Source organism: Flavobacterium sp. UBA5153, from assembly GCA_002413745.1.
Taxonomy (GTDB): domain Bacteria; phylum Bacteroidota; class Bacteroidia; order Flavobacteriales; family Flavobacteriaceae; genus Flavobacterium.
On sequence record DHXP01000058.1, the window covers coordinates 13,289 to 37,342 of the forward strand.

The window sequence follows — 24,054 nt, forward strand, 5'->3', positions numbered from 1 at the left end:
AATAATGTACTTTTGAATTAAATATTTCTGAACACTTGAAAAAGATTAGCACAAAAATAGCAGCATTTATTCTAATTGCAACTATAATCTCGGCATGTAATACCGTGAAAAGAGTTCCAGAGGGAAAACACCTTCTTGTTAAAAACGAAATTTTGGTAAATGATAAAGCCGTCAAGAACGAAATTGTCATTAATCAATTGTACCAAAAACCAAACAGTTCCATTCTGGGCTATCGTTTGCGACTGAATTTGTTTAATCTGGCCAACCCAAATCCGGACTCCACCTATCGGGCCAAGTTTGTAAATAATCCTGGAAAGTATGAAAGAAAATCAAAATGGCTGTCGGCAAAACAAGTCGACAGGCTTGGGAAATCTTTTTGGTATCACGGCATTCATGATTTCTTAAAAAAAACTGGGGAACCTCCCGTGATTGTTGACACAGTGAAAACTGCCAAGTCAGTATTTCGATTAAAATACTATTATTTTAATGACGGTTTTTTTAATGTAAATGCCAGCTACAAATTAGATACTTTAAGCCCGAAAAAAATCAAAATAAAATATGCCGTCACTACCGGAAATCCCTATTTACTGGATTCAATAAAAACAACCATTCATACTCCGGCATTAGATTCCTTGTTTCAAACAAACAAATCGAACACCCTGATAAAATCAGGAAAACAATATAAAACGGAAGATTTTGAGAATGAAAAAAATAGAATTACCACTCATTTCAGAAACAATGGCGTTTATCATTTTCAACCCAATTATGTGACTTTTGACATTGACACCATTAACGGAAAAAACAAAGCAAATGTAAATTTAACGATAAATGATTATTCCTACCAAGAGAACGATACCACTAAAACAGAACCTTTCAAAATATATAAAATAAGCGATGTGAATATTTACACCGATTATTCGAACACTAATAACGATTTAAACATTACTGACAGCACCACTTATAACAATTTCCATTTGTACAGCCATAGCAAGCTAAAATACAGGCCACGAGCAATAACCGATGCCGTTTTTATAACAAAAGGAAGTTTGTTTGCAGATAATAAAACTGTTTTAACAACGCGCTATTTGAATAATCTCAAAATTTTCAGCTACCCAACCATACAATATGAGATAGACAAAAGAGACACTACGGCTCATTCATTAATCGCAAAAGTGTATTTGACCCCTAGAAAAAGATACAGTTTTGGAACCTCATTCGATGTGACCCATTCTAACATACAAGACATTGGGATTGCATTAAGTATTTCCGAAACTATCAGAAATGTGTTTAGTGGAGCCGAAACATTAGAAGTTTCGGGACGTGGAAACATTGGATCCTCAAAAGATTTGGCAAACCCCAAAAACAATTTCTTTAATGTTTCAGAATATGGAATTGATTTAAAACTAAATATTCCGAGGATTTTTATGCCTTTCCCCACAGAAAGAATCATTCCCAAAAGTATGATTCCCTCGACACTTATTGCTGTGGGCTTTGCAACGCAAAAAAATATTGGGTTGGACAAAGAGAATTTTACCGGGGCATTCTCTTATAATTGGACCCCAAAAAAGAACAACACGGCTCGTCTTGATCTTTTTAATGTACAATTTGTACGAAATCTAAATCCTCAAAATTATTTTCATGTTTATGGTTCATCATACAAAGCTTTGAATGAAATAGGAAAGGCTTATAATCTAAACCCATCCTATTTTAACGAAAATGGCGATTTAAAAATTGAGGAAGGAACATCTGGTTTTACCAATGATGTTTTGGCAGGCAACACATCCTTGACGCCCGCAGACAAAAATTATGCAACCGTAAAAAGCAATGAAGAACGAAGAGTCAGGCTCACCGAGAATGATTTTATCCTAGCCTCCAGTTATACATTCACAAAAACAACTAAGGCAGATTTACAAGACAATACCTTTTATCTTTTCAAAACAAAAATTGAATCCGCCGGTTCTCTTTTATCATTAATTTCAAATGCTACAGGCTTGCCCAAAAACCAAAAAGGCAATTATGAGATTTTTAATCTAGAATATTCAGAATATATAAAAACAGAATTTGATTACATCAAGCATTGGGATTTAACTAAAGAAAAGGTGTTTGCCGTTAGAACTTTTTTCGGCATTGCCATCCCATTTGGGAACTCTAACAACATTCCTTTTTCGAGAAGTTATTTTTCTGGCGGATCAAATGACAATAGGGCATGGCAACCCTATAGTTTAGGCCCTGGAAGCAGCGGCGCCGTAAACGATTTCAATGAGGCAAATATGAAAATCGCATTAAGCGGGGAATTTAGATTTAAAATATTAGGTGCTTTCAAAGGTGCCCTATTTGCCGATGCGGGCAATATTTGGAATGTAATGGATAACGTAACCGATGAAAAATCAACTTTTAAAAACTTGAGAGATTTAAAAGAAATTGCATTAGGGTCAGGATTTGGCCTTAGATATGACTTAAGTTTTTTTGTTATCCGATTTGATTTTGGTTTTAAAACCTACAATCCAGCAAATGAAATCAACAGGCGGTGGTTTCATGAATACAATTTTGGACACTCCGTTTTAAATTTTGGAATAAATTATCCATTCTAATGCTAATTAATTCTTATTTTTGCAAACTAAAAAACAATTAAAAAAAATTACGATGGCACATAATATTAAACCGGGCGTAGCTACAGGAGATCAAGTTCAAGAAATTTTCAAATACGCAAAAGAAAAAGGGTTTGCACTTCCTGCAGTAAATGTTACGGGATCAAACACTATAAACGGCGTTCTTGAAACTGCTGCAAAATTGAATGCACCGGTTATTATCCAATTTTCAAATGGAGGAGCACAATTTAATGCTGGAAAAGGACTTTCGAATGCCAATGAAAAAGCAGCGATTGCAGGTGCAATTGCAGGAGCTTTGCATATTCATACATTGGCAGTTGCTTATGGTGCAACCGTGATTTTACACACGGACCATTGTGCAAAAAAATTATTGCCTTGGATTGACGGTTTATTAGACGCATCCGAAAAACATTTTACCGCAACTGGAAAACCATTATTCTCTTCACACATGATCGATTTGTCTGAAGAACCAATTGAAGAAAACATCGAGATTTGCAAAGGCTATTTGACAAGAATGAGCAAAATGGGAATGACATTAGAAATCGAACTTGGAATCACCGGTGGCGAAGAAGATGGCGTTGACAATTCTGACATTGATAGCTCAAAATTATACACACAACCTTCTGAAGTTTCTTATGCCTACGAAGAATTATTAAAAGTAAGCCCAAGATTTACAATTGCAGCTTCTTTTGGAAATGTTCACGGCGTTTACAAACCAGGAAACGTAAAACTAACTCCAAAAATCTTGAAAAATTCCCAAGATTATGTTCAAAACAAATTCAAAACAGGACCAAACCCAGTTGATTTTGTTTTTCACGGTGGTTCAGGTTCTACATTAGAAGAAATCAGGGAAGGTATTAGTTATGGTGTTGTAAAAATGAACATTGATACTGACTTGCAATTTGCATTTGCTGAAGGTATTCGTGACTTTATGGTAGACAATATTGAATACCTAAAAACTCAAATTGGAAATCCAACTGGTGCTGATGCTCCTAACAAAAAATATTACGATCCAAGAAAATGGTTGCGTGAAGGTGAAGTTACTTTCAACGCAAGACTGGAACAAGCATTTGCAGATTTAAATAATGTGAATACTTTGTAAATAGTTTAAAGTTTAGAGTTTAAAGTTGCTCACGTTAACTTTAAACCTTAAACCTTAAACCAAATAAACAAAAAAAATATGGCTTGGTTTAAAAGAACAGTAAAAGGAATTACAACGGCTACCGAAGACAAAATGGATGTCCCAAAAGGACTTTGGTACAAATCTCCTACCGGAAAAGTTATTGATGCCGATGAACTGGCACGCAACTTATACGTAAGTCCAGAGGATGATTTTCACGTTAGAATTGGCAGCAAGGAATATTTCGAAATATTGTTCGACAATAATGAATTCATGGAGTTGGATGCAAAAATGACTTCGAAAGACACATTGCATTTTGTGGACACCAAAAAATATTCGGATCGTTTGAAAGACACTATGGCCAAGACCAAATTGAATGATGCGGTTCGAACAGGAGTTGGAAAATCAAAAGGAAAAGATTTGGTGGTTTGCTGTATGGATTTTGCCTTCATTGGCGGTTCAATAGGTGGAGTTGTGGGCGAAAAAATTGCCCGTGGCATTGACCATTCCATCAAAAACAACATTCCATTTGTAATGATTTCAAAATCAGGTGGGGCCAGAATGATGGAGGCGGCCTATTCATTGATGCAATTGGCAAAAACCTCTGTTAAATTGGCTCAGTTAGCCGAAGCAAAAATTCCTTATATTTCGCTATGTACTGATCCAACAACTGGAGGAACAACAGCTTCCTACGCGATGCTTGGCGATATCAACATTTCTGAACCCGGGGCATTAATAGGTTTTGCTGGTCCAAGAGTCGTGAAAGACACCACCGGAAAAGATTTGCCGGAAGGTTTTCAAACGGCAGAATTTGTTCTCGAACACGGTTTTCTGGATTTTATCACACCGAGAAAAGAACTGAAAGACACCATCAATTTGTATATCGATTTGATACAGAATATTGATATTAGATAAATGAAAATCCCGAGATAATCGGGATTTTTTATGAGTTGTCTTGTCCAAACAAATTTTATTCTACATCTGTTTAATCAATGAAATTGCCTTCTCTAAATTATAAGCTCCATCAATCGCATTTTTATCAAAAATCATCATATAATTGTAATTAGAACCCGAAAGCCGAGCCCAAGATTTTCCTAACCTCAACTTTGCCGCAGTATCAGGATTATTCAAATGGGAACCTTTGGTTTCAACAACGATTACTTTATTGGTTTTGGTAACCAAAATAAAATCGGGATAATGATTGGATTTATAACCATTCAAGGCAAAACCCTTACCTCTTCCTAAATTGCGATGCCAAAAAGCAATATTTGATGAGCTGGAAATTTCCAAAATAAATTGTTCTTCTAACCCATTCATATCGCCTTCGTGAACGTACAACGAATTTCCAATGTCATTTCCAATTCTTGTCGGAATTATGGCTGTTTCAAATTTCCAATTGGGTTCCGTTTTAATTTTAGGAATTTCGAGCCAATCATTAAACTTCTCTTCTGCATAAATATCAGCTAATTGATTAATTTTTTCCTTAATCGAATCGGAATATGTCAGTTTATATTGATTGAAATCAATCAACTCTTGTGCAGACATATTCTCCAAAATTCTATTGACGTATTTCTTAATTTCATTATCGGCAATGGGTGGTAATTTATCAATTTGCTTGACTGCAAAATGCGCTAAATCTTTAATTTGTCCTTCTTTAGGTTTGGCTAAAATGTATTCCGTCATTTTTTCCTGAACCACATTTTCTATTTTGAACGAAACCATTTTATAACCGCCGTCATTCGTTTTTTCAGTATCAATTTTATATAAATCCGAAGAAATACTTTTGAAAGGAATTTGAATGTCTTTATCTGAAAGTTTAAAATCTTTCAGAAGATTAACTCGGTCTAACAATTGCGTGTCGCCTTGTTCCATCAAAAGAAATTCATTTTGAGGAACTTCAACTACAAATTTTGGTAATACAATTTCCTGTGCTTGTTTTGCAACACTTTCACGCATTTTATATTGTTTCACTTTCATACCCACTTCTGAATAAATTTGTTGAACTGTATTTGAATTTTCTTGATTGGCAATCATTTTTTGAAATTCCTCATTCTGTGCAATAGCTAATTCTTCTATTTCAAAAACCGTTGTGTTTACATTTTGACTTATTTCATTAGGATTGAAATGAATTTTTTGAACATCAATATTATTTTCTTCAACAACTTCTATTTGCTCCGGAAAAAGAAAATTATCCAATGTTTCTTGCTTTGCTTCCTCTTTTATAGTTTCGGGCATACTATCTTTTTCTCGATAATCTTTTTCACTAAATCCTGATTGTTGCAACCCTTTTATAATATTCTGTAAAGTGTTTTGAAACTTAACCGATGCAGTAATTACATACGATAAATTCAACATTGTGCTATTGTGTTTCATCACATAGGGCTGACGCAAAACACGACCCAAAATCTGGGTGACATCCACTTCCGAAGATTTATCAGCCAAGGAAGCCAAGATATAAGCAAACGGACAATCCCAACCTTCTTTCAAGGCATTGATGGTGATAATGTAACGAACTGGACAATCCCTGCTCATTAAATCCTCATTTTTCAACTCATCTTTATTGGCAGTTTTAATTTTGATTTGCTCTTCTGGAATTCCAACAGCAATCAATTGGGCTTTCAATTTATCAAAAGTCGTATTGTCTTCTTTCCCTTTAGGTTGGGCTTGAAAAAGAACTATTGGGCGAATGTATTTTCCACCGTTTTCTTCGAGAATTTTAGCTTCGGTTTCCAATTTATTTTGCAAATGCAACGCACTTTCTATAACACCTTCTATATTTTGATGATTGTAAACTATGACTGGCAACTTGACCATGTGTTCTTTTTTGAGTTCAATGGCAGAAACCAAACTCACAATATTGGCATTTTGTTTGGGAGTTGCGGTCAAATCTAAAATGAAGCTTGGATTAAGATTATTCAACATTTCGACACTCAAATCACTTTCGGCATTGTGACTTTCGTCAACAACCAAAATTGGATTTAAACTTCTAATAACATTGATTAACGCTTCTTTTTCTGTACCTTCTAAAACAATTGCATCATCAATAGAATCGGAGAAACTGGATAAATTAGAATTTTGCTCATTAAATTTTCTGTCCTCTTTGTTTTTGGCTCTTATGGAAGCAAAATTCACAACCATAATACTCAATTGTTCTTGAACTGATGATGGATTGAAATTGGCACCTTGCAACAAATCCCGTTTTTCATACACCTGAACTCTGTTGTTGAACAAGGAATTTAATTTCTGACAATACGGATGATCGGGATTGGAAAGATTTCGTACGGTTTGGTCTAACAAATTACTCCAAGGCACCAGCCAAACCACCGCTCTTGCTTTTGTGTCCGGCATTGCGTCAAAAATAGTTTTCAGCGCATTGCAGGCAATAAAGGTTTTCCCTCCAGCAGTTGGTACTTTTATACTCAAATGCACTGCATTTGGAACGGTATTCTGATAAGGACGCATTCCTTCGCCAGTTATTGGATTATAGAAACCCACTTTTTCCTGCCAAAAAGAATTAAAAGCTTTATCCGCTTTTTTATGGTTTTGCAAATACTCGAAATAAAGTTGCAAATCATCTATGACTTGCTTTTGATAGGTTTTTAGTTCCATAGTTTATTTGTTCAACTTTGTCAAAGTTCAAAACTTTGACAAAGCTTTTTAAAAACGGGTTATGTCGCGAGGAATTTTCTTGAATTCAATATTTTTTTCTCTCATAAAAGTTTCTGGCAACAAACAATTATCAGCATAAATAATATAACGTTCGGCTTTTTGTTGCACATATTGGGCTAAGGAATCATAATCCAGCGTGGTTAAATTATCTTTTTCGTAGATGAAATAATAACTGGTGTCGTTATAAATTCCTAAAAATGGGGAAGTCAATTTTTGAATTGTATATGGAATTCGAGTTTCAGTAAACCAAACATATTCTCTTATTTTTTCTATGCCAACGGTTTCGTTTAAGTTATTGTTTTCATCAAAAAGTGGTTCACCTAATGTGTAATAATCAAAACTTCCTCCTGTTGCTTCTTTATCTGCATAACCATTGATTACCCTTTTGACGCGTTCGGCAGTAATGGTTTCGGCATAATCTTCCATTTCAATTAAAATGAATTTACGATTGCCACCGTCTTGCTTGTTTAGGTTTAAAACTGCGTGTGCTGTTGTTCCTGAACCTGCGAAGCTGTCTAGGATTATGGAGTTTTTGTCTGTTATTAAATCAACGAGATATTGAACTAATTCAACTGGTTTTGGAAAATCAAAAATTTGTTCATTAAAAATACTTTGCAAATTAGTACTTCCATTTTTTGTACTGGCTATTTCTTTTAAAACTGTGGGAGGATTTATAACACTTCTCTCTTTTTCGTAACGCAATATTCCATTTTTATTAAAATAAAAATTGGTAACAAGTTGTCCTTTACTATCAAATGTTATTTGGTTATTAAACCAAGATATCATTTGATTTTTTTGTGCAAAACCTGCACTTAAAACAACTTCTTCTTTTAATTTTCCATCTTTGGCAATCATCCTACCATTAACAATTGTAGTTTTTTCGGAACCACCCCAAGTTTCAAACAACTCATAATCATCGGGAGCATCCCATCTTGTTCCTGATGGAAATGTAAATTCAACTGATGGATTCTTAAATGATATTTTTTTTAATGCAGAATGTTCAATTATACCTTCTCCTCCTCTGAAATTTGGCACTAAATCTTTGTTTTTAAAATAAGATAAAATATATTCGTGAGCTCTAACAAAGTGTCCTGCTTGTGTACCAGTTCCTAAATCCCATATTAAATTTGCAATTATATTTTTATGACCAAATATCTCATCCAACATTAGTTTCAAATTAGCTTGTTCATTATCATCAATAGAAATAAAAATCGCTCCTTCTTTAGCCAATAATTTGTGAAGCAATTTCAATCGTGGATACATCATACACAACCATTTGTCGTGCCGTGTTAAGTCTTCGCTTTCTTTGCCAACAACTTTTCCTAACCATTTTTTAATTTTTGGAGAATTGACATTGTCATTGTACACCCAACTTTCGTTTCCGGTGTTGTATGGCGGATCGATGTAAATACAGTTTACTTTGCCTTCATATTTGGGTAATAATGATTTAAGCGCTTCGAGATTATCCCCATTAATGATGAGATTTCTAGAATCAGCAGAAGAATCAGTTTTTCCATTTTCATAAAAACCATATTCGTGATTTAATACTTTGTAAGGAACTTCTTGATGATGATTGATAATTTTATCTTTCCCAATCCAATGTAGTGTAGGCATTTATTTTTTAGTTTGCCCAAATATAGAAGTTTCGGATAAAACTCCGAATGATAAAATCATTTATTTTCTTTTTGATGGTTTTATTTGTTTTGTGCAAACACAGCTAGACAATATAAAGGAAACCTTAACTAAAAGAATCTATATTCTCTTTATGGAAAAATATAAAGGGAATAAACTTCAGTTTGCAAAAAAAGTAGGTTGTGATGAAAAAACAATCCGCTTAATTTTTGATAAAAATCAAGGTATGACAATGAATTTATTTTTTAAAATTGCTTCAGCTCTTGAAACAGAACCTTATGAATTAATCAAAGATTTAAAAATCACTAAATAAAACGTACATTTGCAGTCCTTTAACAAATAATATTGAAATATTTCTTTATATTTACCTATGTTTAGACGAATAAATAACGATAAAATCGGCAATGTTTTAAACTATTTTGCCTCACAGATAGAGTATTTATCTATGACAAAAACGTTGAAACTGCTCTACATTCTTGACGAAACTTCCATCAAGGAAACAGGCGTGCCAGTAACTTGGCTAGATTATAAAGTTTGGGAAAAAGGCCCGGTTGCCATTGATGTTTATAATGAAATCACAAAACAAGAAACTTTCAATTATCAAGGTAAAGAATTGTCATTGCTACAATCGGTTCAATTAGAGAAAAAATTCAACGCTGATAGAAATTCAGAAGAAATTTTCTTGAAACCGAATGGCAATTTCGACGAAACCATTTTCAATAGATATGAATTAAAGCTATTAGAGACAGTTGTTTTTAAATATGGAAATTGGAATGCAAATGAATTAATTGAATTCTTGCACGAGGAAGGTTCGCTTTGGCATAAAATGGTTTCTAAACACGATTTGAAAAATCATTTCAAGAAAATAAGTAAAATTACTAATCACTCTATTGAATTTAATGACTTGTTGCAAGACAGTCCTATTTTACAAATGGCTGCAAAATCTTCTTTTGAAGCCTTATCCTTCCAAGAAAGCATTAATTAGTTTTTATGCTGGACGAAATCTTACAACAAGGACATTTATTGCTAATTGAGGATTATCAGTTTCAAGACGGAAACGGCAGTAAAGACAAATTCTTGATTGTAATTAATCGTAACGATGAATTTGCTTATATCATTCATACTTTAACCACTTCACAAAACAAATTGAATTTGCCATCAGACCATTATGGCTGTTTAGTTGCCGGAAACATCCCGTATTTTTTTGTTCAAAAGGATACTGCATTAGGTGAAAATAAATTCAGTTTTGATAAAGACACTTTTATATTTTTCAGAAATAATATTCGTAAAGAAAATCTATCTTCTTTTCTGAAATATAACGAAAACAATATTGTTCTAAAAGAAAAATTGCCTAATGTTTTTTTGAAAAGACTTTTGAAATGTATGCTGAAATCAGATTTTATCGACCTGAATATTGAAAGTGAATTGATTAAAATAAAGGATGAACTTTAGTTTTGCAACTGCGACTGCAAACTGAACACTGCAAACTGAACACTACATCCCCGTTCTAATCGCCTCCACGGGATCTAATTTTGAGGCAGCAATAGCAGGAAGAATTCCCGAAATCAATCCAATTACCGCGGCCAACCCAGTTCCTAAAACAATATTGCCAATTCCCAGAACGAATTCAAAATCCAAAGCTTTAGTCAAAATAAGCGCAATTCCCCAAACCATAAACAACCCAATTATTCCTCCAATCACGGAAAGAATAATCGCTTCAAACAGGAATTGAAATAATATAAATTTGTTTTTGGCTCCCAATGATTTTTGGATTCCTATCAAATTTGTTCTTTCTTTAACGGAAACAAACATAATATTGGCAATGCCAAAACCACCAACAAGAAGTGAAAAACCGCTAATTATCCAGCCTACAAGGTTCATTTGGGAAATAATTCCGTCTATTAAATCCGTGAATCCCGAGAAAACATTAATGAAGAAATTATCGATATTTCCCGATTTCAAACCTCTAAAATTTCTCAATTTCTGGGAGATTTCGGCTTTATACGCTTCCATATCAATCCCTTTTTGAGGTTTTAAAATGATAACATTTACCAATGCCTTATTATTGTCGCCATACAATTGCCTAACAAAATTAACGGGAATAAAAGCCGAACTGTCGTTGCTGTTTCCAAATAATCCGGCACCCTGTTTTTTCAAAACCCCAATAACCAAAAATTTCTGTCCGTACAAACGCACTTTTTTACCAATTGGCTCTGCGTCTCCAAATAATGATTTTGCAATTTCATCCCCTATAACCACCACAGGCGCAGCAGAATTTGCTTCGGATTCACTGTAAAATCTTCCTTCCTCGAACTCCAAGCCTTGAATATCTATAAATTCGTGGGAAACGGGAACAATATTGATGTCGCTAACTGTTTTTGATTCGTATTTGATGGATTCCCTTTTGGTGAAAATTTGATAGCCCATTTGGTCGGTATTGGTCATTGCGCCTTTCAAATAAACATATTCGCCATATTTCACATTGGGAAACTGTTCTCTCTTCCATTGCGGAATTTCGGAGGGTCCAAATGACATTTTCATTAAATAAATGGTGTTTTTATCTAAACTGCTCAAATCTTTCGTGATTTTTCTATCCAATGAATCGACGGCGGCAAGCACTGCGATAATTGAAAAAATTCCAATGGTAACACCAAGTAACGACAAAATTGTGCGCAGTTTGTTGCTTCGCAAGGCGGTCATCGCAAAACTGAAACTCTCTTTTAATAATCGAAAATAAACCAGCATGATACCTAATTTGTGTTATTGTAAAATTCCATAAATTTTGTTCAAAAACCTAATAAAAATTCACTTGTCTATTTGTCCTCTATTTTAAAATATTGTTACAGAAATACATTTGAATTTTATCGCCAAAAAAACTACTTTTGCACGATAAAATTCCAACTACACAATGAACACAACAAAAACAATCAAATCTGCATTAATTTCCGTCTTTTCGAAAGAGGGTTTAGAACCAATCATACGAAAATTACACGAGCAAAACGTTACCTTCTACTCCACTGGCGGTACCGAAGATTTTATCAAAAATCTTGGCATCCCGGTTGTTCCAGTCGAAGATGTAACTTCTTATCCTTCTATCCTTGGCGGAAGAGTAAAAACATTGCACCCAAAAGTTTTTGGCGGAATATTAAATCGTCAGGACAACGAAACTGATGTGCAACAAATGCAGGAATACGATATTCCGCAAATTGATTTAGTAATTGTTGATTTGTACCCTTTTGAAAAAACAGTTGCCTCTGGCGCAAGTGAAAGCGACATTATCGAAAAAATAGATATTGGAGGAATTTCGTTAATTCGCGCTGCCGCAAAAAATTTCAAAGACACCGTAATCGTTCCATCGGTTGATGAGTATAGCTTACTTTTAAATTTGATTACCGATCAAAATGGAACAACAACATTGGAAAACAGAAGATTATTTGCTACCAAAGCATTTCATGTCTCTTCCCATTACGACACGGCAATTTTCAACTATTTCAACACTGACGAAACTATTTTTAAAGTTAGCATTGACAATGGACAGATTTTGAGATACGGCGAAAACCCACATCAAAAAGGCTATTTCTTTGGAGATTTTGAATCTATGTTCAAAAAAGTTCACGGAAAAGAATTGTCATACAATAATTTACTTGATGTGGATGCAGCAGTAAATTTGATTGCCGAATTCAAAAATGACGGTCCAACATTTGCCATTTTAAAACACAATAACGCCTGCGGAATTGCCACAAGAGAGACGATAAGTCAAGCTTATGTTGACGCTTTGGCTTGCGATCCAACTTCTGCATTTGGAGGAGTTTTGATTGCAAACACAAAAATAGATGTAGCAACTGCAACTGAAATAAACAAATTATTTTGTGAAGTGGTGATTGCTCCAAGTTATGATGATGCTGCCATTGCCATTTTACAGGAAAAGAAAAACAGAATTATATTAGTCCAAAATGAAGTGGAATTACCTCAGAAACAAGTTCGAACTTGCTTAAACGGAATTTTGGTTCAAGATAAAAATGCAAAGACAGATACTATTTCTGACCTAAAGACCGTTACTATAACATCGCCATCGCCTCAAGAAGTCGAAGATTTACTTTTTGCATCAAAAATTTGCAAAAACACAAAATCAAATACGATCGTTTTTGCAAAAAACAAAACGCTTATTGCCTCAGGAACTGGACAAACATCAAGAGTGGATGCTTTATTGCAAGCCATTGAAAAAGCTAAAACCTTTGGATTCGATTTAAACGGAGCCGTGATGGCAAGCGATGCTTTTTTCCCTTTCCCGGATTGTGTAGAAATTGCAAAAGAAGCAGGAATAACGGCAGTAATTCAGCCAGGCGGATCGATAAAAGACGAATTGAGCATTAATTATTGCAACGAAAATAAAGTTGCAATGGTATTTACAGGAACACGTCATTTCAAACATTAATTTGTTTAGCTTTGTACGTCACAAATTTATAACTTTTAAACCCACGAAAACTTATGGGATTTTTTGATTTCATGACCGAGGATATTGCGATAGACCTTGGTACCGCAAACACTTTAATCATACACAATGATAAAGTCGTAATTGACAGTCCATCAATAGTTGCTCGTGACAGAGTATCTGGAAAAATCATTGCTGTTGGTAAGGAAGCCAGCATGATGCAAGGTAAAACCCATGAAAACATTAAAACAATAAGGCCATTGAAAGATGGCGTAATTGCTGATTTTGATGCTTCCGAAAAAATGATCAGCATGCTTATAAAAAGCATTCCTGCATTAAAAAAAAGAATGTTTACTCCGGCACTTAGAATGGTTGTTTGTATTCCTTCGGGGATAACTGAGGTGGAAATGAGAGCGGTGAAAGAATCATGTGAAAGAGTAAATGGAAAAGAAGTTTATTTGATACACGAACCAATGGCAGCAGCTATAGGTATTGGCATAGACATTATGCAGCCAAAGGGAAACATGATTGTAGATATCGGTGGCGGTACAACAGAAATCGCCGTAATCGCTTTGGGTGGGATTGTATGTGACAAATCGGTAAAAATTGCCGGTGACGTTTTCACCAATGACATTGTATATTATATGCGTACGCAACACAACCTTTTTGTTGGAGAGAGTACTGCCGAGAAAATAAAAATTCAAGTTGGAGCCGCAATCGAAGATTTAGAAACGCCTCCAGAAGACATGTCGGTTCAAGGAAGAGATTTACTTACCGGAAAACCAAAACAAGTAGCGGTCTCCTACCGAGAAATTGCAAAAGCATTGGACAAATCGATTCAAAGAATTGAAGATGCCGTGATGGAAACCCTTTCTCAAACTCCTCCAGAATTAGCCGCAGACATATACAACACAGGTATTTATCTTGCCGGTGGCGGATCGATGTTGAGAGGACTTGACAAAAGAATTTCTCAAAAAACTGATTTGCCTGTTTATATCGCTGAAGATCCTTTAAGGGCAGTGGTTCGGGGAACGGGTATGGCACTAAAAAATCTTCAAAAATTTAAAAGCATTTTGATTAAGTAGTCTGTTTATAATAATCCATCCCGAAAGTTATTGGAACATTGAACAGTGACCCACAATTAGATTATGACATACAGTTTTACAACATTATACAGGTAAAAAATGCAGCAAATATTTAATTTTATTTTTAAAAACAGTAATAGATTACTGTTTTTGCTGCTTTTGGGTATTTCGTTATTTCTTACCATTCAATCCCATTCTTATCATAGAAGCAAAATAATAAGTTCCGCCAATTTTTTGAGTGGAGGTGCCTACGAAAAAATCAATAATATTAGTGAGTACTTGCATTTAAGAACCCAAAATGATGCCTTGGCACTTGAAAACGCAAAATTGAGAAGCCTCCTTTTCAACATAAAAGACACTGCTTCAATTCCAAAATTAGACAGCATAAAAGGATTACATCCCGCAGACATCATAGTTTCAAAAGTAATTCATAATTCCTTTAATGCCCATGAAAACTATTTAACCTTGAATTCCGGAAGTCTTCAAGGCGTAAAACCAGATATGGGCGTGATTAATAGTTTAGGAATTGTAGGGATAATTGACAACACCTCGCCAAGATATTCAACGGTGATAAGTATTTTGAATATAAAATCTCAAATAAACGCAAAACTAAAAAAATCTAATCATTTTGGATCTTTGATTTGGGATGGAAAAAGCACTGGTTTTGTTCAATTAATAGATGTTCCTAGATTAGCATCCATAAGAAAAGGAGATACCATCGTAACTGGTGGGCAATCGGTAATATTTCCTGAAAACATCAACATTGGAACTATTGAAAGAATATACACTGACACTCAGACACATTATTTTAAAATAGAGGTTAAACTTTTTAATGATATGACAAGTCTAGGTCACGTTTATATTCTCAAAAGTAAGAATCGGGAAGAAATTATTAATTTAGAAAAGGGAGAAAAAAATGAATAGCGCATTATTCGTCAATGTTTTTCGTTTCATTCTGCTATTAGCGGTTCAAATTATTATTTTCAATAATATGAATTTCTTGGGTTATATAAGTCCGTTTCCCTATATACTTTTCATAATATTATACCCTGTTAATGGCAATAAATCCGGTCTGCTTTTAGCCAGTTTCTTACTCGGATTTATTATGGACATGTTCAGTAATTCAGGAGGCATCCATACGACAGCCTGTATCGTTTTAGCCTATTATAGACCCTATATTTTTAAATTTTCTTTCGGCTTAAGTTACGAATACCAAACCATAAAGTTAAATGATGTACTGACACCTGAAAGATTCTCGTTCATATTACTGGCGGCATTAATTCATCATTTTACGTTATTCTTGCTTGAAGCATTTCAATTTAGCTTTTTTTGGGACATATTGCTACAAACCCTATTAAGTACGGCATTTACAATTATTCTCTGCATCATAATAATATATCTTATTAAGCCGAATAGAAGATGAGAAAAATATTGCTCCCTTCATTAATTATTATTGCAGCGTCATTACTTGTAATACGACTTTTCTATTTGCAAATCATTGATGATTCTTTCAAATTGAAATCAGATAATAATGCCATAAAAATAAAATATGACTATCCTGAAAGAGGTTATATATATGACAGACATGGAAAGTTATTGGTCGCCAATCAACCTTCTTATGATATTATGGTTATTCCAAGAGATATAAAAAATTTAGACACCTTGGAATTTTGTCAATTACTGGATATCACAAAAGAGGATTTTATTAAAAAAATGGCTAAAGCCGAAATATATAGTCCTCGATTGCCTTCAGTGTTTTTGCCTCAATTGAATAAAAGCGAATTTGCGGCATTTCAGGAAAAAATACGAAAATTTGAAGGTTTTTATTTTCAAAAACGTTCCCTTCGAGATTATCAGGTTAATTTTGGAGCCAATGTTTTTGGTTTTATTACTCAAGCCAACGAAAAATTAGTTGCCGAAAATCCCTATTATAACAGTGGTGATTTAATAGGAAAACAAGGTGTAGAACAAAGTTATGAGGAAATTTTACGCGGAATTAAAGGTGTGAAATACATTCAAAAAGACAAATACAATCGTGAAATAGGCTCTTTCAAAGAAGGAAAATACGATACAATTGCCGTGCAGGGGGAAGACATCAATTTGACCATTGATGCAGAACTTCAAAAATATGGAGAGGAATTAATGATTAATAAAAGAGGTGGAATTGTCGCTATCGAACCCAAGACTGGAGAGATTTTGGCCCTTGTCACCGCCCCGTCTTATGATCCTTCGATATTGGTAGGTCGACAACGATCTAAAAATTACACCTTATTGTCCCGCGATTCCATTGCAAAACCTCTTTATGACAGAGGGTTACTGGCAGAATATCCTCCCGGTTCTCCTTTTAAAATTATGACAGGACTTGTTGGTCTTCAAGAAGGAGTGGTAGACGAACAAACTACTTTTATATGCAATCACGGTTTTGCTTATGCTCCCGGTAGATTTCAAGGATGCCATTGTGGCGGAGGCATTCGTGATCTTCATATTGGAATTTATAAATCTTGTAACGCCTATTTTTCGAATGTTTTCTTACGAACCATCGGAAAATATAAAGCTCCTTACGCGGTCGATATTTGGAGTAATCATATAAAAAGTTTTGGACTCGGGCAATTTATGGGTTATGACTTACCTACTGGTAAAAAAGGAAAAATTCCCAATTCGAAAACGTACAAAAAAATGTATCCTGATTGGGGTTGGAGTGGGAAAACTATTATATCAAATGCCATAGGACAAGGTGAAGTCTTGATGACACCCATTCAACTTGCCAATATGATGGCGGCTGTCGCCAATGAAGGGTATTATTACACCCCTCATATCATCAAGAAAATTGAAGGACGAAAAATTGACACCAAGTTTACGACAAAGCACGTAACCACAATAGATAAACAATATTTTAAACCCATGATTAGTGGTTTGTTTGATGTTTATAATTTGGGAACAGCTTATGCGCTCCGAGTTGAAGGCATCGATATTTGCGGTAAAACAGGAACTGCCGAGAATTTTGCAAAAATTAATGGCGTAAGGACAAAACTGGAGGACCATTCCATTTTTGTGGCTTTTGCTCCGAAAGACAATCCTAAAATTGCCATAGCAATTTTGGTCGAAAATGGAGGCTTTGGAGCTACAATTGCAGGGCCAATCGCCAGTTTGATGATTGAAAAATACCTTAGAGGAAAAATCACCAGAACTGACTTGGAAAAAAGAACACTTGAAAGAAGTTTACAAGATCGATATGCTAAATTAGGAGGTCTTTCTGATGTGGTAAAAATGCAAATAAGAAAGCAGGATTCAATTTTGAAAAGTAAAACAATAGTTCCAAAAATAAAAATAGATTCCACAAAGGAAAATTAATAAGCGATTCATTTCAAATGAAAAATCAAAGTATAACGAACAACCTCGACTGGATTTGTATCATCATTTACATTATGTTAGTAATAATGGGATGGTTGAATATATATTCTTCCTCGTTATCCTCTTTAGAAGACACTTATGAAAAACAGCTTATTTTCATACTATTAACAATTCCATTGATTTTCATCATCCTTGCGATTGACGGGAAATTTTACGAAAAATATGCCAGTATAATTTTTGGGATTTCCTTATTATCATTATTGGGATTATTTGCATTTGGGAAAGTAATTGCAGGCCAACGCTGTTGGTATAGTTTTGGAAGTTTTACGCTTCAACCGTCAGAATTTGCCAAAGCCGCCACAGCATTGGCATTAGCCAAATATTTAAGCGATTCACAAATCAATTTAAAGGATGTCAATCGGCAAATCCAGGCCTTAGCCATCGTGTTTTTGCCGGTGATGCTAATATTACCTCAACCTGACCCAGGAAGCGCATTGATTTATAGTATTTTTATTATCGTTTTATATCGCGAAGGATTGCCTGCTTGGTACGTTTGGACTGGGTTTATCACCATCCTTTTATTTGTGTTAACGCTTGTATTACAACCTCAATATGTAATTCTAATCTCATTATTGGTAATTCTGATTATGCATTTTAAGTCAAGGTTGTCCGAAAGAAATATTGTATTGAGCGGTATCCTTTTTGCCTTGATTTCTGGATTCGTCCTGTCAGTAAATTATGTTTTCGAACATGTCTTTAAACAACATCACCGAGATCGTTTTAATTTATTACTGGGAAAATCCGTAGACACAAAAGGCATTGGTTATAATACAAATCAATCCGAAATAGCCATTGGATCCGGTGGCTGGTTAGGAAAAGGTTTTCTTGAAGGCACCCAAACCAAAGGAGGATTTGTACCCGAACAACACACCGATTATATTTTTACAACCGTGGGAGAAGAATGGGGATTCATAGGTTCTCTGGTTGTGATTGCTCTTTTTGTGGGATTATTTCTCAGGATAATTTACCTAGCCGAAAGACAAAAAACAAAATTTAGCAGGGTCTATGGCTATTGCGTGGCAGGTATTTTATTCATTCATTTCTTCGTGAATATTGCCATGGTTTTGGGGATTTTTCCAACCATTGGTGTGCCGTTGCCATTCTTTTCCTATGGAGGTTCAGGACTTTGGGGGTTCACCATTTTACTCTTTATTTTCATAAAAATGGATGCCAATAAAGTGAATGAGTGGTAAGTTAATTAAAACTCCAAGCTTTATAATCACTGCTTTTTTCCAAACTGTTTTCTGTTGCATCATCCATTTTAGGGAAGAAATCGATTCCAGTCATTTTCTCGATACTGTCAACCGAAACCACAAAATCATATAATGGTTTGTCACTTTTTTCGTTTGGGACCAAAAAAGCAATCATTCTATATTTCCCTTGAGATTCATCCAATAAAATTTTGTAAAAATACTTGGGAACCGAAACCTTTTCTTTTCCAATAGTTTTTAGCGAAGGCTCTAAAACGCCACCTGTAACCACATAAATGCCATCATATTTACCCGCCCAATAACGTACTTTTTCTTCTAATCTTTTCCAGACTCCATTGTTGAAAACATGCAGTTGTGGCGAAATGTTTGAAGTAAAAAAAGTATCATTATAGGCGTTGATTGCAAATTCCATATCAGCCGCCGGACAAAGATGCCCTTTGTCGTATCCTGATTTTTTATAGTTCCGCCAATCGGCAGAACCTGTTTCTACCTTTGGATCTTCAATAAACCTGGGTCTTTTCAAATGATTATTTTTCAAATAACCTTGCTTTAATTCGTAGGCAACCCATTCCGCTTGCTCGTACTTCTCGTCATAAGACAAGGTGTAATACTCGTGTTTTACGATTTGATTTGTGGTTGATGTGGGTTGAAAATCAAAAAATCGACTTTGCTCTTGACTTTTACTATTGCCTCCAGAATACTTTTGATTTTCAGAAAAACCAGATTGATTTGTCGGGTTGTGTTTAGACGAGGAAATCAAATTTCCCTCGTCAAAACTGTTTTTATAAGAAAAAGTCGCAAGGCTAAGCAACAGAATTACTGAAACAAATAATAGATTTTTTTTCATTTTTTTAAATACTAAATTAGTGCTTTCACCCACATCCCGGTGCAGTTCAAAGTCATTTTCCACAGCCATAAAGATAATAGAAATTGAAATGAATTTGATTTATTTTCCGACAATCAAGTGGGAAAAATGTATCGACAACGACACAAAAAGTCAACCAAAATAAATCCAAAAATAAAAACGCCCCAGAAATTCTTTTCGGATTTCTGGGGCGCAATAGCAGTTAATGACTGTTATGATTCATTCAATAATAAAATAATTTCTTATGATTTAACTAATTTTTCCTTTTTCAATTTATCGGAACCATTCTTTTTTGCAACGGGTTTAGATTGTAAATCATCCAACACATTTAACGCTTCTTCAACATAAATATCCTTAGACAAACCTTCATGCCATCTGTCTCTTTTTTCTTTAAGGGAAATGTCATTTTTCATGGCTTCGGCTTCCAAAGGCAAAGAAGAAAACTTTAAATGATAATCATAATCCGCAATTGATTTGAATTTCTTATTGGCTTCTTCTATTGCTTTCTGATTTTTTTTAAAATCCTCAAATTTTAGACTATACACATTTTCTTTGCTTCTGTCATCGATCCATTTTGCATTTTCTTCGATTAATTGAAACTGTGAACTCTGGGCAATTCTTTTCTTGCTATTTAAAATAGCTTTATCAAAATTTGCGGTATGATCCCAAACATTATATTGGGCAGGATCAATTTTATCCCAAGGCATGGCATTGTCCACATCACGCTCTCCCATTTTCAGGTAAGCATATCTGTCAGGCATAACGACATCACTACTTACTCCTTCCAGTTGTGTAGAACCTCCGTTTATTCTATAAAATTTCTGGGTTGTGGTTTTTAAAGCTCCCAAATCTCCCATATCACTATTTCTCATAAATTGATTCAAATCAATCACGTTTTGCACCGTTCCCTTACCATAGGTTTGTTTACTGCCAATGATGATTCCCCTTTTATAATCTTGAATGGCCGCAGCCAAAATCTCTGAAGCTGATGCGGAAAAACTATTGACCATTATTACCAAAGGACCATCCCATTCTATTTTTTTGTCTTTGTCAAATAACACTTCTTTTTTTCTTCCGGCCGATTTAATTTGCACAATTGGCCCTTGCTCAATGAACAATCCCGCTATATCCACAACCGTTGACAGTGATCCGCCACCATCATCGCGCACGTCAAGCACAATTCCGTTTACTCCCGCTTTTTTCAAAGATTCCACTTCAATAGCTATGTCTTTACCGGCGTCTCTCCCGTCTTTGTTTTCAAAATCGATGTAGAATTTTGGCAAATAAATGACACCGTATTTTAATCCATTTCTTTCCACAACACTCGACTTCGCATACGTTTCCTCAATTTCCACAATATCTCTTATTATGGAAATAGTTTTAATCGTTCCATCCACTTTTTTTACGGTAAGTCGGACTTCAGAACCTTTAGTTCCTTTAATTTTTTTGACAACATCATCCAGACGCATCCCAACAATATCAACCGCTTCATCACTGCCTTGGGCTACCTTCATTATTACATCGCCTGCCTCAAGTTGTTTTCCCCTCCAAGCTGGACCACCGGAAATAAGTTCCGTAATCTCAGTGAAATCATTTTTCTTTTGAAGACGCGCGCCAATTCCTTCGAATTTTCCGCTAATACTCACATCAAAACGCTCTTTTTCTTCGGGAGCTAAATAATTTGTATGGGGGTCAAAACGAGCCGTAATTGAATTTAAATATACCGAGAACCAATCATTCCTGTTTAGATCGTTCATAAAACCGAAATATTCATCCAACGATTTTAAAGAACTTTCACGGGTAATTTTTTCTAACTCTTCAAAAGTTTTCGGCTTATCATTAACCAATGATTTGTCGCTTTTGTCTTTTTTTGAATCTTTCAAAAACTCTCCTGGTTTTAAAACAACCGAAGTGCTTGTGCTGTCTTTATCAACAATCCCTTTCTCTTTATTTTCCTGTATTTTCAAGCGGTCTACCAATGACGAAAGTGTAGACAACTTGATTTGTTTGCGCCATCTTTCCTTTAATTCTTGCTCATTTTGGGCATAAGGCGCTTTTTCATAATCCGTATCAAAAGTCTCGTCTACGGTATAATCAAAAGGAGTACTTAAAATTTCTTTGTACAGTTTTTTGTCTTCTGCCATTCTTTTTATCAAACGTTCGTAAGTAAGATTGAAGAAAGTCAAGTCTTTATTAATCAGTTCATCGTCGAGTTTGGTTTCAAATTTTGAAAATTCATCAATATCTGATTGCAGGAAAAACCTCTTTGAAGGATCCAATGCCTGAATATAATCTTTGTAAATTCCTTTAGAAAATGTATCGTCAATTGTGGCAGGATTATAATGTCCTTTCTCAATTACAAACGTCAATAACTCCAATAGTAATTTATCTTTTTCTGGATCCCCGCTTTTGGATGAATTAATTTTAAACGCAAACAGCGTTGCCGAGAGGCATACAACGGCGAGGAGTATTTTATAATTTCTTTTCATAAAGCTGATAGTAGTATTCATAAATATTTAAAATTCAAATTACGGTAAAAACTATGCCAATAAATGAAGGGCTCGCATAAATTTTTGTTAAAGGTATAAAATTGTTTTTTTTGTTTTGCGATTAATCTTCGAACCGGATTAATTTTGTTTTCTTTGTTCAGGGAAAAACATTTTGTATTAGCACACCTCTTCCCTTAAAACTTAACAATGTTAATTTGAAAACATATCGCATGAAAAAAACCAAACCTTTAATCTTGGTAACCAATGACGATGGGATTTTGGCTCCCGGAATCAGGGCATTAATTGCCGTTATGACCGAAATAGGCACGGTAGTGGTTGTGGCTCCGGACAGTGCCCAAAGTGCCACGGGTCATTCCATCACAATAAATGACACTTTGTACATCAATAAAATTTCCAAAGAAAATGACCCCATCCTGGAATACAGTTGCTCCGGAACCCCTGTTGATTCTGTCAAATTGGCCGTAAACGAAATCCTGAAAAGGAAACCTGATTTATGCGTGTCTGGCATTAATCACGGCTCCAATTCATCGATAAACGTGATTTATTCAGGAACGATGAGTGCCGCCGTAGAAGCTGGAATCGAAGGAATTCCTGCCATAGGTTTCTCGTTACTGGATTATGATTGGAATGCCGATTTCGAACAAATAAAATCATTTATTCGAACAATTACCCTGGAAGTCTTGGAAAACGGCCTTCCCGAGAACGTGGTGTTGAATGTTAATTTTCCAAAATTGAAGGAGAAGGAAATTCAGGGAATTAAAATTTGCCGCCAGGCGAAAGCCATTTGGATGGAAAAATTCGACAAACGAAAAACTCCCCAAGGAAGAGATTACTATTGGCTTACCGGCGAATTCGTCAATCAAGATAAAGGAGAAGACACTGATGAATGGGCACTCGAAAACGGCTATGTTTCGGTGGTTCCGGTACAATTCGATTTGACTGCGCATCACGCCATACAACAACTCAATACCTGGAAATGGAATGAATAAGATAGAATTATTGATTGGTTTTATAATTGGAATTTTGGCTTCCATTCTTGGCAGTTATATTTTTATAACCTTTTTCACTGATTTTGAATTTATGGCAGGAATTCAAACTATGAAACCTCAAGGCCAACTCGGCAAAATAATGACACTGGGTTCCATTCTTGATTTGGTGGCTTTTGCCATTTTATTGAAATTGGACAAAGAAATTATGGCTCGCGGCGTGGTTTTGGCCGTTATTATTATTGCCATTCTTACTTTTTTTGTATAAATTTAAAGGACTGTACTAATAATTATTTTGCCACGAATTACACAAATTTTCACGAATTCCAAATATCTAAAAATACTAGTTACAACCCGATGGGTGCAATTATTTAATTTTTAGAAATAGAAAAAATGAAACGCATAGAAACATAGAAAAAAGATTGAGATAGACCAATTCTTGGTTTCAACATAGCTTAAGTATTCTAAAAATAAGTGAAACGACTAATTAAAATTAACAATAACTATGTTTCTATATGTTTAAA

At 34.8% G+C, this 24,054-nt stretch carries 19 protein-coding genes; 14 read left to right on the forward strand and 5 right to left on the reverse strand.

The features are described from left to right. Positions 1-35 precede the first annotated feature (35 nt). From B2145_RS11325 to accD, 3 genes are all read left to right on the forward strand, one after another. Positions 36-2,591: a BamA/TamA family outer membrane protein gene (locus tag B2145_RS11325; RefSeq protein WP_291102277.1), complete on the forward strand. Its 2,556-nt coding sequence runs from the start codon at positions 36-38 to the stop codon at positions 2,589-2,591. Between the two features lie 52 nt (positions 2,592-2,643). Continuing rightward, positions 2,644-3,711: a class II fructose-bisphosphate aldolase gene (gene fbaA, locus B2145_RS11330; RefSeq protein ID WP_291102279.1), complete on the forward strand. Its 1,068-nt coding sequence runs from the start codon at positions 2,644-2,646 to the stop codon at positions 3,709-3,711. 78 nt (positions 3,712-3,789) lie between these two features. Further along, positions 3,790-4,644: an acetyl-CoA carboxylase, carboxyltransferase subunit beta gene (accD, locus tag B2145_RS11335; RefSeq protein ID WP_291102281.1), complete on the forward strand. Its 855-nt coding sequence runs from the start codon at positions 3,790-3,792 to the stop codon at positions 4,642-4,644. Positions 4,645-4,704: 60 nt separating this feature from the next. Here the strand turns inward: accD and B2145_RS11340 are convergent, their stop codons facing one another. Beyond that, entirely contained in the window at positions 4,705-7,338 is a 2,634-nt protein-coding gene (locus B2145_RS11340) for a DEAD/DEAH box helicase (protein WP_291102283.1), read from the reverse strand. 48 nt (positions 7,339-7,386) lie between these two features. Further along, positions 7,387-9,012 carry a site-specific DNA-methyltransferase gene (locus B2145_RS11345; protein WP_291102286.1) on the reverse strand — a complete coding sequence of 542 codons (1,626 nt, stop codon included), beginning with the start codon at positions 9,010-9,012 and terminating at the stop codon, positions 7,387-7,389. A gap of 151 nt (positions 9,013-9,163) precedes the next feature. Between B2145_RS11345 and B2145_RS11350 the strand changes: the two genes are divergently transcribed. The 3 genes from B2145_RS11350 to B2145_RS11360 all read left to right on the forward strand — a co-directional run bounded on the left by B2145_RS11350 (position 9,164) and on the right by B2145_RS11360 (position 10,482). After that, positions 9,164-9,343 carry a hypothetical protein gene (locus B2145_RS11350; RefSeq protein ID WP_291102288.1) on the forward strand — a complete coding sequence of 60 codons (180 nt, stop codon included), beginning with the start codon at positions 9,164-9,166 and terminating at the stop codon, positions 9,341-9,343. 132 nt (positions 9,344-9,475) lie between these two features. Further along, positions 9,476-10,015, forward strand: a complete 540-nt coding sequence (locus B2145_RS11355) for a Panacea domain-containing protein (RefSeq protein ID WP_291102290.1) — start codon at positions 9,476-9,478, stop codon at positions 10,013-10,015. Between the two features lie 5 nt (positions 10,016-10,020). Continuing rightward, complete coding sequence (locus tag B2145_RS11360; RefSeq protein ID WP_291102292.1) at positions 10,021-10,482, forward strand: hypothetical protein; 462 nt, start codon at positions 10,021-10,023, stop codon at positions 10,480-10,482. A gap of 42 nt (positions 10,483-10,524) precedes the next feature. Here the strand turns inward: B2145_RS11360 and B2145_RS11365 are convergent, their stop codons facing one another. Beyond that, entirely contained in the window at positions 10,525-11,775 is a 1,251-nt protein-coding gene (locus B2145_RS11365; protein WP_291102293.1) for an ABC transporter permease, read from the reverse strand. Between the two features lie 163 nt (positions 11,776-11,938). Here B2145_RS11365 and purH point away from each other — a divergent pair, with 163 nt between their 5' ends. The 6 genes from purH to rodA all read left to right on the forward strand — a co-directional run bounded on the left by purH (position 11,939) and on the right by rodA (position 19,151). Then, positions 11,939-13,465, forward strand: a complete 1,527-nt coding sequence (gene purH / locus B2145_RS11370; RefSeq protein WP_291102295.1) for a bifunctional phosphoribosylaminoimidazolecarboxamide formyltransferase/IMP cyclohydrolase — start codon at positions 11,939-11,941, stop codon at positions 13,463-13,465. Between the two features lie 53 nt (positions 13,466-13,518). Further along, the gene (locus B2145_RS11375; protein WP_291102297.1) at positions 13,519-14,547 is read left to right on the forward strand and encodes a rod shape-determining protein; all 1,029 of its coding nucleotides are present in this window, start codon (positions 13,519-13,521) and stop codon (positions 14,545-14,547) included. Positions 14,548-14,646: 99 nt separating this feature from the next. Then, entirely contained in the window at positions 14,647-15,471 is an 825-nt protein-coding gene (gene mreC / locus B2145_RS11380; protein ID WP_291102299.1) for a rod shape-determining protein MreC, read from the forward strand. After that, positions 15,464-15,970 (forward strand): rod shape-determining protein MreD, encoded by a 507-nt coding sequence (locus B2145_RS11385; protein ID WP_291102301.1) that lies wholly within the window; start codon positions 15,464-15,466, stop codon positions 15,968-15,970. Before mreC ends, B2145_RS11385 begins: the two co-directional genes overlap by 8 nt. After that, positions 15,967-17,898, forward strand: coding sequence for a penicillin-binding protein 2 (gene mrdA, locus B2145_RS11390; RefSeq protein WP_291102303.1), 1,932 nt, complete (start codon positions 15,967-15,969; stop codon positions 17,896-17,898). The genes B2145_RS11385 and mrdA overlap by 4 nt, the downstream gene beginning before the upstream one ends. 17 nt (positions 17,899-17,915) lie before the next feature. Continuing rightward, positions 17,916-19,151, forward strand: a complete 1,236-nt coding sequence (rodA, locus tag B2145_RS11395; protein WP_291102304.1) for a rod shape-determining protein RodA — start codon at positions 17,916-17,918, stop codon at positions 19,149-19,151. A 1-nt stretch (position 19,152) separates the two neighbouring features. On the opposite strand, the gene B2145_RS11400 is transcribed toward rodA, so the two are convergent. After that, entirely contained in the window at positions 19,153-20,016 is an 864-nt protein-coding gene (locus B2145_RS11400; protein ID WP_291102306.1) for a DNA/RNA non-specific endonuclease, read from the reverse strand. A gap of 260 nt (positions 20,017-20,276) precedes the next feature. Then, positions 20,277-22,544: a carboxy terminal-processing peptidase gene (locus B2145_RS11405; RefSeq protein ID WP_291102308.1), complete on the reverse strand. Its 2,268-nt coding sequence runs from the start codon at positions 22,542-22,544 to the stop codon at positions 20,277-20,279. A gap of 209 nt (positions 22,545-22,753) precedes the next feature. Here B2145_RS11405 and surE point away from each other — a divergent pair, with 209 nt between their 5' ends. Both surE and B2145_RS11415 read left to right on the forward strand, forming a co-directional pair. After that, positions 22,754-23,533: a 5'/3'-nucleotidase SurE gene (surE, locus tag B2145_RS11410; RefSeq protein WP_291102310.1), complete on the forward strand. Its 780-nt coding sequence runs from the start codon at positions 22,754-22,756 to the stop codon at positions 23,531-23,533. Next, positions 23,526-23,798 (forward strand): hypothetical protein, encoded by a 273-nt coding sequence (locus B2145_RS11415; protein WP_291102311.1) that lies wholly within the window; start codon positions 23,526-23,528, stop codon positions 23,796-23,798. Before surE ends, B2145_RS11415 begins: the two co-directional genes overlap by 8 nt. The last annotated feature ends 256 nt before the right edge of the window (positions 23,799-24,054 follow it).

Coding starts and splice junctions, on each gene's coding strand:
- B2145_RS11365 (WP_291102293.1), bottom strand. CDS start 11,775: ATGCTGGTTTATTTTCGATTATTAAAAGAGAGTTTCAGTTTTGCGATG.
- B2145_RS11340 (WP_291102283.1), bottom strand. CDS start 7,338: ATGGAACTAAAAACCTATCAAAAGCAAGTCATAGATGATTTGCAACTT.
- fbaA (WP_291102279.1), top strand. CDS start 2,644: ATGGCACATAATATTAAACCGGGCGTAGCTACAGGAGATCAAGTTCAA.
- surE (WP_291102310.1), top strand. CDS start 22,754: ATGAAAAAAACCAAACCTTTAATCTTGGTAACCAATGACGATGGGATT.
- B2145_RS11405 (WP_291102308.1), bottom strand. CDS start 22,544: ATGAATACTACTATCAGCTTTATGAAAAGAAATTATAAAATACTCCTC.
- mrdA (WP_291102303.1), top strand. CDS start 15,967: ATGAGAAAAATATTGCTCCCTTCATTAATTATTATTGCAGCGTCATTA.
- B2145_RS11360 (WP_291102292.1), top strand. CDS start 10,021: ATGCTGGACGAAATCTTACAACAAGGACATTTATTGCTAATTGAGGAT.
- rodA (WP_291102304.1), top strand. CDS start 17,916: ATGAAAAATCAAAGTATAACGAACAACCTCGACTGGATTTGTATCATC.
- purH (WP_291102295.1), top strand. CDS start 11,939: ATGAACACAACAAAAACAATCAAATCTGCATTAATTTCCGTCTTTTCG.
- B2145_RS11345 (WP_291102286.1), bottom strand. CDS start 9,012: ATGCCTACACTACATTGGATTGGGAAAGATAAAATTATCAATCATCAT.
- accD (WP_291102281.1), top strand. CDS start 3,790: ATGGCTTGGTTTAAAAGAACAGTAAAAGGAATTACAACGGCTACCGAA.
- mreC (WP_291102299.1), top strand. CDS start 14,647: ATGCAGCAAATATTTAATTTTATTTTTAAAAACAGTAATAGATTACTG.
- B2145_RS11350 (WP_291102288.1), top strand. CDS start 9,164: ATGGAAAAATATAAAGGGAATAAACTTCAGTTTGCAAAAAAAGTAGGT.
- B2145_RS11400 (WP_291102306.1), bottom strand. CDS start 20,016: ATGAAAAAAAATCTATTATTTGTTTCAGTAATTCTGTTGCTTAGCCTT.
- B2145_RS11375 (WP_291102297.1), top strand. CDS start 13,519: ATGGGATTTTTTGATTTCATGACCGAGGATATTGCGATAGACCTTGGT.
- B2145_RS11355 (WP_291102290.1), top strand. CDS start 9,476: ATGACAAAAACGTTGAAACTGCTCTACATTCTTGACGAAACTTCCATC.
- B2145_RS11385 (WP_291102301.1), top strand. CDS start 15,464: ATGAATAGCGCATTATTCGTCAATGTTTTTCGTTTCATTCTGCTATTA.
- B2145_RS11415 (WP_291102311.1), top strand. CDS start 23,526: ATGAATAAGATAGAATTATTGATTGGTTTTATAATTGGAATTTTGGCT.